This is a genomic window from Streptomyces sp. OfavH-34-F, assembly GCF_022347745.1.
Taxonomy (GTDB): Bacteria; Actinomycetota; Actinomycetes; order Streptomycetales; family Streptomycetaceae; genus Streptomyces.
The window spans coordinates 1-10,939 of the sequence record NZ_JAKRGC010000218.1; the positions used below are offsets into that span (position 1 = coordinate 1).

Here is a 10,939-nt window from a genome sequence, read left to right on the forward strand (position 1 = left end):
CGGCGTGCGCGGCGCTCTCCAGCACCAGCACGGCAGCGCCCTCGCTGAGCACGAACCCGCTGCGGTCGGCGGCGAACGGCCGGGAGGCCGAGGCGGCATCGCCGGGGTGCCGCGACAGCGCCTGCGCCTGGACGAAGCCCGCCACGGTGATGGGGGTGATCGCGGCCTCGGTGCCGCCCGCGATGACCAGGTCCGCCTCGCCCGCCCGGATGAGCCGGGCCCCCAGGGCGACGGCCTCGGCGCCCGACGAGCACGCGGAGACCGGCGTGTAGGACCCCGCCCGCGCCCCGTACTCGATGCTGATCAGCGCGGCCGCCGCGTTGGGCATCAGCATCGGGACCGTACGGGGGGAGACGCGCCGTGTCCCGGACCGCTCCAGGACGTCGTCCTCCCGCAGCAGCGTCCCCACGCCCCCGATGCCCGTCCCGATCGCCGACGCGAGCCGGTCCGGGTCCACCTCGGGCGCGCCCGCGTCGGCCCAGGCCTCGGCGGCGGCGACGAGCGCCGCCTGCTGGGCCCGGTCGAGCCGCCTGGCCCGTACCGGAGGCAGCGCGGCGGCGGGGTCGACGGCCATCGTCCCGGCGGCCGTTCCCGCGAGGCCGGTGTCCTCGGGGCCGGTCGGTGCCAGGTCCCGGATGCCCGACTCGCCGGCCAGCAGGGCCTCCCAGGTGGTCGCCACATCCCCGCCCAGCGGGGTGATCGCGCCCATTCCGGTCACGACGACCTCGTTCCCGTCCATGCTCCGCACCTTTCTTGTATGCGATACAAGCGAACAGGGGTTGTTGTATCACATACAATTCCGGGGTGGAGAAGAAGCGAACCGAGACCGGACCGCCGTCCGCACGCGCGCGCGACCGCGGTCGCGCGACGAAACGCCGCCTGATCGAAGCGGCCGCGCGGCTCTGCGAGGAGCGGCCCGGCACCGAGGTGAGCGTCGCGGAGATCGCGAGCGCGGCCGGGGCGTTCCCCAACCAGGTGACGTACTACTTCGGCTCCAAGGACTCGCTCCTCGTGCACGCCGCCTTCCTCGGCCTGCTCCACGACACCCGCCGCGTCGAGCGCGTCGGCCGACAGGCCCCGGACGCGGCGGCCTTCCGGCGCAACATCGCCCGCGCCGTCCTGGCCATGCCCTCCCTGCCCTCCGTCGCGCGGGCGCTCGCCACCGGGATCGCCCGGCCCGAACTCGCCCCCGTCGTCGACCAGCACCTCCAGCTGCTGTTCCGGCAGTCCGAACGCTTCACGGGCCGGCTCGTCGAAGCACGCGGCTGGCGCACCGGCCGCCCGCTCGCCGCCGAGGTGAGGACGTTCTGGAGCACCGCGCTCGGGGCGGTCCTGCTCGTCCGCGCCGGAGCCCACGGCACCTCCGCCGACCTCGACCTCGCCGGCTCGCTGACCCTCCACGACGGCCCGGACCCGGCCGGGAAGGCGTGACCCCGGTCCGTCAGCCGCGCCGGGGCGGGGACAGACGGGTGGCGACAGCGGTGGCCGCGCCGACGAAGGGGGCGGCCATGATCCGGGCGGCGCCGGTGTCCCCCGCGAGGTAGGCGTCCAGCCGGCGCCAGACCGGGGGCAGCCGGGTCAGAGCCGTGTGGACGAGCCGGGGATTGCGGCTGAACAGGTCCATCAGGGCGCCGCCGGCCCGCATCTCGGCGCCCAGGCCCTCCACGACCTGCCGCCGGTAGGCAGCGGTGACGGCGTCCGCCTCCTCCCCGCCGACGCCCGCCAGCCGGGCGGCGGCCCGCCCGGCCAGCTCGCCCGAACCCAGCGCGTACGAGATCCCCTCCCGCGACCAGGGGGCCAGGAGGGCGGCGGCGTCGCCCGCGACGAGCACCCGGCCCCGGGCCAGGGGCGAGTCCGGACGGCGGCACCGCATCAGATGCCCGGTGTCGTGGAGCGGCTGCGAACCGGTCAGGCCCTGACGGCTCAGGAACTCCTCCTTGTACACGCGCAGCGCGGCGGAGTACCCGCGCGCCGCGACCACTCCGGCCGTGCACACGTCCCCCTTCGGGAACACCCAGCCGAAGGAGCCCGGCAGCGGACCCCACTCGATCAGCGCCCGCCCCTGCCACCGGGCGGCCGCCGCGCCGCCCACCGGCACCTCCACCTCCAGGGCCAGGTCGACCTGGGCGCACCGCACGCCGACGTACCGGGAGACCCGGCCGGCGCTGCCGTCCGCGCCGACGACGGCCCGCGCCCGCAAGGTGTCGCCGCGCCCGGTCCGGACCGCGACCGTGTTCCCCTCGTGCTCCAGGGAGGTGACCGCGGTGCAGTCGTCCACCCGGGCCCCCGCCGCCGCGGCGGCCTCGGTCAGCGCGGCGTCGAACTCACTGCGGTACACCATGGCGCAGGTCGGCACGAGGCAGTCGAGGGTGCGGGCGGCGCGGCCGTTGAGGGTGAAGGTGAACCGGTCGGCCGTGTCCCGGACGTTCAGCGGCAGGCCGGGCGGCAGCGCGGCGAGGGAGGCCCCGATGAGGCCGCCCCCACAGGTCTTGTAGCGGGGGATCGAGGCGCGTTCCAGCAGGAGCGTCCTGCGGCCGTTCCGCGCGGCGACCCGGGCGGCCGTGGCACCGGCCGGACCGGCGCCGACGACGATCACGTCCCAGACCGCGGGCGGACGGACGGAGGAAGAGCGAGAAGTCATGGCGGCACCCAGGAGTTGTACGGAGCGGGGATGACGCAGATCCGTCCGGCACTCCTCAGCCGCTGACCTGCCACCACCAGGCGATGGACGGCAGGCCGCTCGGATCGCGTCCTCCCGGGAGCGGGGCGTCCGTCCAGCGGGTCCGTACCGGGCCCGCGCCCCGCGCGGCGCCGCCGGAGTACCGCAGGGTCCGCGCGGCCCATTCGATGTTGCCGCGGATACCGTGCGCGAGATCGTCGACATAGCGCCTCAGCGGTGCGCTGGCCCGCGCCCGTACGGCGTCGCGGAGTTCGAGGAAGCGGCACAGCACCCGGTCGCGCAGCCCCACGGCCCGGTGGAGCGCCTGCTCCGGTGTGCCGCCCTCCTCGGCCATCAGAACGCTGAGCACGTTCTGGCCGGTCTGGCGGCGGGCGCACTCGTGGGCGAAGGAGTGGCGGTCGTTGTCGAGGGCATCGACGCAGATGGCCATTTCGGTCAGGGCCCGGACCGCCGGCGCGTCCATCTCCCGGCCGGGCACCTCCTCGCCGTTGACGATCTCCAGCATGGCGTACGTCGGCTCACCGCCCGCCGAGTGCAGCCGCATCGTCAGATACTGGTCCAGGGTGGGCAGCCGGCCGGTGGCCCGGTTGCACACCTGCCACTGGACCCCGGCGAGCCAGCCCTGGTGCGCGTGGTGGAAGCGCCGGAGCTGTACGGGCGTGGCGCAGGCCCGGAACCGCTCGCCCAGGTCGTGCAGCGCCGCCGCATAGCCGTCGGGGACGAACAGCGGCCCCGGCGTCTCCAGCGCCCGCTGGGTGCGGGCGGCCACGCCGGCGAACCCGGCCGGATCGGCGGCGAACGGACCCTCGTCGCAGCGGGCGTCGTCGAAGGCGAACCCCCAGTACACCCAGCAGGCGGCGAGCCACAGCCGGTCGGGATCGGCGTACGGCGCGAACCGCGCGTAGAAGTCGGCGCTCCGGGTGCGGACGGTCCGGGCGTACTCCTCCTCGGTCCGGGCGAAGCCCATGCGGTCGATCCAGGCGACCGCCCGGCGTTCGGCCTCGCCGGCCGCCGGATGGACGGCCGGCCCGATGGGGCAGAAGAAGGGCAGGGCCAGGGCGTCGGTGTCGCTGTTCACGGAAATCCTCCCTCGGGGTGAGCCGGCCGGGTGGCCGTCATGCCGTCCGGGTGACCGCCTCGTCGGCGATGCGGCGCAGGGCGTCCGCCGCGCGGGGGACGAACGGCGCCCGCTCAAGGGCCGCGAGGGACGCCTCGTAGCGAGCGGTGATCATCTTCTCGACGGTCTCGCGGGCACCCGTGTCCTCCAGGACCCGGCGCACCGCCGCCGCCCCCCGCGCGTCCAGGCCGGCATCCCCGACGAACCTGCGCAGCAGCCGCGCCTGCGACCGCGACGCCCTGCGGACGGCCAGCGCCATGAGCACGGTCGCCTTGCCCGACCGCAGGTCCTCCGCGACCGGCTTCCCGGTGACGGCCGGATCGCCGAAGGTGCCGAGCAAGTCGTCGCGGAGCTGGAACGCCTCGCCCAGCGGAAGCGCGTACGCCGAACAGGCCTCCAGCATCCGGGCGCCCGCCCCGGCGAGCACCGCGCCCAGGTGCAGCGGCCGCTCGACGGTGTACCGGGCCGTCTTCAGCCGGACCACCCGGAAGGCGAGGGCGGCGTCGGCACCGGGCGGCCCCGCGGTGCGCAGATCCAGGTACTGGCCGAGCACGACCTCGTTGCGCATGGTGTCGACCAGCGGCAGCAGCGCCCGGTACTGCCGGTGCGTGAACCCCGCGGAGTGCAGCATCTCGTCGCACCGTACGAGCGCCAGATCGCCCAGCAGGACGGCGAGGTTCCGGCCGAACGCGTCCGGGTCGGCGCGGTCGCGGTGGCGCAGGGCGAAGGCCCGGTGCGCGCTGGGCGCTCCCCGGCGGCTGTCGCTCTCGTCCATGATGTCGTCGTGGATCAGGGCGAACGCGTGGAAGAGTTCCAGTGAGGCGGCCAGCCGGACGGCGGCCTCCTCGCCCTCGCCGTCGCGACCGCCGCCGGCGGCGTACCAGCCGATGAGGCAGAGCAGCGGTCTGATCCGCTTGCCCGGCGCGAGCACGTAGGAGGCGAGCGTGCGGTCGAGGTCGTGGCCGCCGTTCACCCGCCGGCGCTGGGCGGGGACGCGGGGCGAGGGGCCGTACAGGAAGTCGGCGAGTGCGGTGTCGATCAGTTCGCGAAGGCCGGCGGGATCGAGCGCACCGGCCTTCAGGGCCTGCGGACGCATGAGGGCTCCTTGAGTGTGGGGGAGGGGAGCGGGCCGCGGGGGTCACCGGGCTCGGGTGCGGTGCTGCCAGAACATCGCGGCCGCCATGGACAGGCCCAGTTCCGGTCCGCCGAGGCCGCGTATCGACCGGGACGGCGGCGGGGGGCCGTTGAGGGTCATCCGCATGCCGAGGTCGCGGTTGGCCAGGTCCCGTGTCACGCCGCGCAGCTGCTGGGGGGCGGACGCCCCGGCCGTGATCAGCTCCAGCGCCGTGCGGACCGCCTGCTGCGGCGACAGGGCCTCCTTGACCAGATCGGTGACGATCCCGATCAGTTCCTCGGAGAAGACGTCGATCAGGGAGAGTTCCGGGCACAGATGGCGGATGGACCCTTCGATGTTGGCGAACGACTTCCCCAGGATGGCCACCATGGGGCTGGTGCGGATACCCCGGCGGGTGGAGTGCTGGAGGACGGCGCTCAGGGTGACCCCGAAGTCCAGCTCCTCCAGGGACGCCGTGGCGATCTGCGGCACCAGCGCGGACATGTCTCCGGCGAAGGCGGCAGCCCGCGTCCAGGACGTGGTGCTGCCCATGTCGATCCAGGCCCGGGCCGTTCCCGCGCCGTCGTTCATGGCCAGATTGAGGAGCAGCAGCAGGATGCCGGTGCTCATGGGCCGGTCGATGCGGCCGACCATGCCCCAGTCGATGAGGGTGGCGGGCCGGCCGGGGTGGACGAACACATTGCCCGGATGCGGATCGCCGTGGAAGATCCGGTCCACGAAGTAGCCCCGGTACATGAAGGCCAGCAGGTCGTGGCCGATGGCCGTGCGCTCCTCCACGGTGAACGCGTCCCGGTCGGCGTCGCGGATGGAGACGCCGGGGGCCAGGCCCTGGACGAGCACCCGGCCGGTCGCCTCGATGACGTCGGGCACGGCGATGTGGTCGAAGCCGAGCGCCGCCTCGGCGGCCTCGGTCATGTTGCGGGCCTCCTTCACGAAGTCCAGTTCGGGCCGCATGGCGTCGAAGACCACGCCGAGCATGGCCTCGATATCGATCACCTCGTTGAACCGGGTCGCCCGCTTCGCCCCGAACCGGGCCAGGGACCGGATGAGCTTCATGTCCGCCTCCACCGCCTCCCGGACCCCGGGCCGCTGGATCTTGACGGCCACCCGGCGCCCGCCGGGCAGCTCCGCCCGGTACACCTGGGCCAGCGACGCGGTGCCCAGCGGCGCGGCGGTGTCGATGTCCGTGAACCGCTGGTGCCACAGCGGCCCCAGCTCCTCCTTGAGCACCGGTTCGAAGTCGGTGAACGGGGCGGGCGAGACGTTGTCGTGCAGCTTTTCGAACTCGGCGATCATCTCGGGCGGCACGAAGTCCGGGCGGGTCGCCAGCATCTGGCCGGCCTTGATGTAGAAGGGGCCCAGGCTCTCCAGCGCCTCACGGGTACGGCGCGCCCGGCGCACCCGCGCGCTCTCGCCCCCGGGCGCGCCCCGGCGGCGGGGCCGCAGGGTGTGCGCCGCCTCCGCCCCGGCGAGCTGTGCCAGGACCCGCGCGAGCAGTCGCGCCCGCCGCTCACCCATCGTCACCACCTCGGCCCGTCATGTGCGGTCACCCGGCCCGGTCGCCCCTCGGCCGATCCGGTCAGCGCGCAACGTCGTCCATCCGGTCGAGGCGGGCGGCCAGCGTCGCCAGATCGGCCCGGACGGCTTCCAGATCCCCGGCGTCCCGGGGTGGCGGCACCGCTTCCACCGCGCGCATGCTCTCCCGGTGCCGCTCCAGCCGGTCCGCCAGCACGGAGATCCGCTCGGTGAGCGCCCGCAGATCGCTCTCGTCGCGCTCCGGCGGACCGGTGCGCCGGCGGTCCGGCCCCCGTCGGCGGCGATCGTCCCCGTCGTGGTCGTGGTCGTGATCCCGGTCGTCGGGGCAGTGGCGGTGCCGGTCGGGGCCATGGTCGTGGTCGTGGTCGTGAGGGTCGTCGTGATCCCGGTCGTGGCGGCGCCTGTCGTCGTCCAGGGCGTCGCTCAGGGAATGCCGCACGCCGCGCTCGAAATCTCCGGCGCGGTCGAGAGCGTCGTCGACCAGGTCCTCCGTCGCATGCACCATGCGGCGCAGTGCGTGGCTGAGTGACGTACGGGAAGGGCGACGGGACACAGGAGACCTCCGGGGTCGGGGGCTGGGGGGTGTCGGGCGGTTCGGCCGCGCGGCGCGGTCCGTCGGGCTCCGGGCGTCAGCGGCGGGGCGCCTCCTCGCAGTCGGAGCGCAGATAGAGGGCCTTGCCGTATCCGGTGTCGAGCCAGATGCGATGCCGGCTGGAGCGCCCGGCGAGGGCGGGGTGCGTGTAGCGGTGGCGGTGCCCGGCGTCCGGATCGACCGTCACCGACACCCACTCCAGGCACCAGGCAGCCCGGTCGCCCGCCGATTCCATGCGCAGGTAGACGGGGAAGTGCCGCAGGTCCTCGATGCTCAGCGGAGGCGTGCGGGGGTCGTTGTACGAGGAGTACTTGACGTTGCTGTCCTCGCCGAGGCGGAAGTGGGCGTCCGCCCCGCGCGAGAAGTCGACGCCGTAGGTGTCGAGGCTGAACTCGCGTCCGCCCAGGCCGAGATAGATCCACGAGCCGGTCGAGGCGTGATCGGTGTCGGCGGTCACGACGTGCGCGACGATCTGGGAGATGACGGTCATGGGGGAGGGGTCCTCTCGGCTGGGCCCACGAGTCGGGGGAGCGGGGACGGCGCCTGCAGGCGCGGGGGGAAGCCCCGCGTCCCCGGCTCGTGGGTGGCGCTGCGGGTGAGTGCGGACCGGACGCGGAGGCGGGCCGGGTCCGAAGGGCTGAGGGCGTTGCCCCCGGGGCTGCTTCCCACACGATCAGCCTTCCCAAGCCGTGTGACCCTACGCGTTTCTTCGAGCACGCAGAGTTGCGAAAAAAGGAATGAGCGCGTGTCTCCGCGCCCCGGGCGGCCCCCTGTGCATCCCTGGGCGGCGCGGGTGCGCGTCGCGCGCCGCCGCGACCCCGCGTGCGCCCGGCGGCTCCCGCGTGTGCGGGCGCTGACGGGGCGTTGACAGGGCGTGGACCCCCTCCCATTATGGGAGCGCTCCCACGCGTGAGGTTCGATCACCCGCTCCGCCCCGTCGGCGCCCCCGACGCGCAACACCCCGACGCCAGCACGGACTTGGCCGGTCCGATGGCGTGGGCCGCCGCACCCCCACTGCCGCCGAGATCCCAGGGAGGATCACCCATGGCGCCCTCGCACAGACCCCCGCATCCGGCCCGGGGCGGCCTGCGCCCCCTCGCGCGCGCCGCCGCCGTCCTGGCCGCCGCGCTGGCCCTGCTGTCCACCACGGCCGGCCCGGCCCCCGCCGCACCGCGGGCGGCGGACGGCGCGGACGTCGACGTCCGGGTGAACGCCCAGGCCTCGCTCGGCACGCTGACCGGTGAGGCGCGCGGGGTCAACACCGCCATCTGGGACGCGCACATGAACGATCCCGAGGTGGCGGACCTGATGAAGGCCGCCGACGTCGGGATGATGCGCTACCCCGGCGGCTCGTACGCGGACATCTACCACTGGGAGACCCACACCGCGCCCGGCGGATACGTCGCCCCCGGCACCGGCTTCGACGCGTTCATGGGCACCGTCCGGGCCACCGGGGCGCAGCCGATGCTCATCGCGAACTACGGCTCCGGCACCCCGGAGGAAGCGGCCGGCTGGGTCAGGTACGCCAACGTCACCAAGAAGTACGGCGCGAAGTACTGGGAGATCGGCAACGAGATCTACGGCAACGGCCACTACGGCAGCGGCTGGGAGCACGACGACCACGAGGACAAGAGCCCCCGGGAGTACGCCCGGCAGGTGCGCGCCTACGCGGCGGCCATGAAGGCCGTCGACCCCACGGTCAAGATCGGCGCCGTCCTCACCAGCCCGGGCGAGTGGCCGGACGGAGTCGTCGGCGCCGGGGACTCCGGCGACTGGAACCACACCGTGCTGCCCGCCGTGGCCGACGTCATCGACTTCGTGAGCGTCCACTGGTACGCCGGGGGAGGCGACACCACCGCCGACGACGCCCTGGACCGGCTGGCCAAACTGCCCGGCGAACTGCGGGAGGTGCGCAACCAGATCGACCGGGTGGCGGGCGCGGACTCACCCCGCATCAAGATCGCCCTCTCCGAGATCAACACCAACACCGGCGGCGCCCGCCTCACCGCCCGCCCCAACGGCCTGTTCGCCGCCGACGCGTTCATGACGGCGCTGGAGAACGGCGTGTTCAACGTCGACTGGTGGAACACCCACAACGGCATCGACCGGATCACCACCGTCGACGGCGAGACCGACTACGGCGACATGGGCATGCTCTCCAGCGGCACCTGCTCCGGCGAGGTGTGCGAGCCGGCGGTCAACACCCCCTTCCCGCCCTACTACGGGATGAAGATGACCGGCGAACTCGGCACCGCGGGCGACACCATGGTCGCCTCCGAGTCCTCCGCGCAGGACGTCTCCGCCCACGCCGTGCTCCGCCGCGACGGCCGGCTCAGCGTCATGCTCGTCAACAGGGACCCCGACGCCGCGCGCACCGTGGCACTCGACTACGCGGGCTTCACCCCGTCCGCCACCGCGCCCGAGGTCAGCCGCTACGCGCGCGGCGACGACGACATCACCGAGGTCACCGACGGCGACGCGTCCGCCACCCGGGTCACCGTGCCCCCGTACGCCCTGCTCACCGTCACCCTCGAACCGGAGAACGGCACCGGGCCCGCCGCCTCCGCCGCCGCCACGCCGGGCACGCCCCGGCTGGAGGCCGTCACCGACACCACCGCGCGCCTGTCCTGGGACGGTGCGACGGGCGCCGCCCGCTACCTCGTCCAGGAACGCGACGGCTCGTACACCCGGGTCGTCGGCGAGAGCACCGGCACCTCCGTGACCCTGCGCAACCTGCCGCCCGGCACCCCCCACACCGTCAACGTGCTGGCCTCGGACGCCTCGGGGCGGCTCTCCGGCCCGTCCGCGCCCCTCACCTTCACCACCGGCACCCCCGAGGACGCCGCCTGCTCGGTGACGTACCACCGTGACACGAGCTGGGGCAACGGCTTCGTGGCCACCGTGACCGTCAGCAACCTCGGGGACACCCCGATCACCGGCTGGACGGTGGACTGGGACTGGCCGACCACGGGCCAGTCCGTGTCCTCGTGGTGGAACGCCACGGTCCACCAGACCGGCAGCCACGTCCGGGTGACCGCACCCGAGGGCGCGGGCGCGCTGGCGCCGGACGGCGGCTCGACCGCCTCCTTCGGGTTCGTCGGCGCCAACGACGGCCCCAACCCCGACCCGGCGGCCTTCCGGCTGAACGGCGCGGTCTGCTCCGGCGGCTGACGCCGACTCAGGGCGAAGCGCGGACCCGGCCCATGGAGAGGGCCGGGTCCGACCCATCTGCGGGCGCCCGCCGTCCGACGCGTCCGCGGGCGCCCGCCGCCCGACGCGTCCGCGAGCCGGACCGTGTCACCCGGTCCGTCCCGTCGTGGCTCCTGGCATCGCCCGGCCGAACATGGTCCGCTGGACCGACGGCCGGCCGACGAGGAGCACCATGAACGACGCACACCCCCGGCCTTCGGACGCCGTCGCCGCCGGCCCCACCGCCCACCCGGCGAGCCGCACATGACCGCGCGGCGGGCCGCACACCCACCGGAGTGGAGCGACGTCACCGTCGTCGGGGGCGGCGCGGCCGGACTCAGCCTCGCGCACCGCCTGACGGAGACCGGCACCGCCACCGTCACCGTGATCGAACCCCCGGACGGGCCGCTGCGACCCGCCGACCGCACCTGGTGCTACTGGCACGCCGGCCCCGACGGACTGGAGGAAGCCGTCACCACGACCTGGCCCGCCCTGCGCGTGCACGGCGCGGACGGCCGCCCGGTCACCGTCGACCCGGCCCCCTTCACCTACCGCATGGTCCGCTCCGCCGACTTCGAGACCCTGGTACGCGGCCGGCTGGCCCGCTCGCCGGGGGGCCGCCTGCTGCGGGCGACGGCCGACGCGGTGCGCGGCGTGCCCGGCGGCGCCGAAGTCCGCTGCACCCTGCCG

At 74.5% G+C, this 10,939-nt stretch carries 10 protein-coding genes; 3 read left to right on the forward strand and 7 right to left on the reverse strand.

The annotated features are described in order from the left end of the window. The coding region (locus MHW47_RS25215; protein ID WP_275449627.1) for a beta-ketoacyl synthase at window positions 1–739 on the reverse strand (739 nt) is incomplete at its 3' end. A 65-nt stretch (window positions 740–804) separates the two neighbouring features. Between MHW47_RS25215 and MHW47_RS25220 the strand changes: the two genes are divergently transcribed. Next, complete coding sequence (locus MHW47_RS25220) at window positions 805–1,431, forward strand: TetR/AcrR family transcriptional regulator C-terminal domain-containing protein (RefSeq protein ID WP_239226064.1); 627 nt, start codon at window positions 805–807, stop codon at window positions 1,429–1,431. Between the two features lie 10 nt (window positions 1,432–1,441). Here MHW47_RS25220 and MHW47_RS25225 read toward each other — a convergent pair whose 3' ends face one another. The 6 genes from MHW47_RS25225 to MHW47_RS25250 all read right to left on the reverse strand — a co-directional run bounded on the left by MHW47_RS25225 (window position 1,442) and on the right by MHW47_RS25250 (window position 7,550). Continuing rightward, window positions 1,442–2,641, reverse strand: coding sequence for a geranylgeranyl reductase family protein (locus tag MHW47_RS25225; protein ID WP_239226065.1), 1,200 nt, complete (start codon window positions 2,639–2,641; stop codon window positions 1,442–1,444). 55 nt (window positions 2,642–2,696) lie between these two features. Then, window positions 2,697–3,758, reverse strand: a complete 1,062-nt coding sequence (locus tag MHW47_RS25230; RefSeq protein ID WP_239226066.1) for a terpene synthase family protein — start codon at window positions 3,756–3,758, stop codon at window positions 2,697–2,699. A gap of 37 nt (window positions 3,759–3,795) precedes the next feature. After that, window positions 3,796–4,893 carry a polyprenyl synthetase family protein gene (locus tag MHW47_RS25235; RefSeq protein ID WP_239226067.1) on the reverse strand — a complete coding sequence of 366 codons (1,098 nt, stop codon included), beginning with the start codon at window positions 4,891–4,893 and terminating at the stop codon, window positions 3,796–3,798. Window positions 4,894–4,935: 42 nt separating this feature from the next. Then, window positions 4,936–6,450: an AarF/ABC1/UbiB kinase family protein gene (locus MHW47_RS25240; protein WP_239226068.1), complete on the reverse strand. Its 1,515-nt coding sequence runs from the start codon at window positions 6,448–6,450 to the stop codon at window positions 4,936–4,938. A gap of 61 nt (window positions 6,451–6,511) precedes the next feature. Continuing rightward, window positions 6,512–6,973: a hypothetical protein gene (locus MHW47_RS25245; RefSeq protein WP_239226069.1), complete on the reverse strand. Its 462-nt coding sequence runs from the start codon at window positions 6,971–6,973 to the stop codon at window positions 6,512–6,514. Window positions 6,974–7,097: 124 nt separating this feature from the next. Then, window positions 7,098–7,550, reverse strand: a complete 453-nt coding sequence (locus MHW47_RS25250) for a hypothetical protein (RefSeq protein WP_239226070.1) — start codon at window positions 7,548–7,550, stop codon at window positions 7,098–7,100. Window positions 7,551–8,104: 554 nt separating this feature from the next. On the opposite strand from MHW47_RS25250, the gene MHW47_RS35800 reads away from it, so the two are divergent. Both MHW47_RS35800 and MHW47_RS25260 read left to right on the forward strand, forming a co-directional pair. After that, a complete protein-coding gene (locus MHW47_RS35800; protein ID WP_275449629.1) occupies window positions 8,105–10,231 on the forward strand; it encodes a cellulose binding domain-containing protein in 2,127 nt (708 codons plus the stop codon). Window positions 10,232–10,513: 282 nt separating this feature from the next. Beyond that, the coding region (locus tag MHW47_RS25260) for a lycopene cyclase family protein (RefSeq protein WP_239226071.1) at window positions 10,514–10,939 on the forward strand (426 nt) is incomplete at its 3' end.

Excerpts from the sequence above, each read along its gene's own strand:
- MHW47_RS25235 (WP_239226067.1), bottom strand. The coding sequence starts at position 4,893 with ATGCGTCCGCAGGCCCTGAAGGCCGGTGCGCTCGATCCCGCCGGCCTT.
- MHW47_RS25225 (WP_239226065.1), bottom strand. The coding sequence starts at position 2,641 with ATGACTTCTCGCTCTTCCTCCGTCCGTCCGCCCGCGGTCTGGGACGTG.
- MHW47_RS25240 (WP_239226068.1), bottom strand. The coding sequence starts at position 6,450 with ATGGGTGAGCGGCGGGCGCGACTGCTCGCGCGGGTCCTGGCACAGCTC.
- MHW47_RS25250 (WP_239226070.1), bottom strand. The coding sequence starts at position 7,550 with ATGACCGTCATCTCCCAGATCGTCGCGCACGTCGTGACCGCCGACACC.
- MHW47_RS35800 (WP_275449629.1), top strand. The coding sequence starts at position 8,105 with ATGGCGCCCTCGCACAGACCCCCGCATCCGGCCCGGGGCGGCCTGCGC.
- MHW47_RS25245 (WP_239226069.1), bottom strand. The coding sequence starts at position 6,973 with ATGGTGCATGCGACGGAGGACCTGGTCGACGACGCTCTCGACCGCGCC.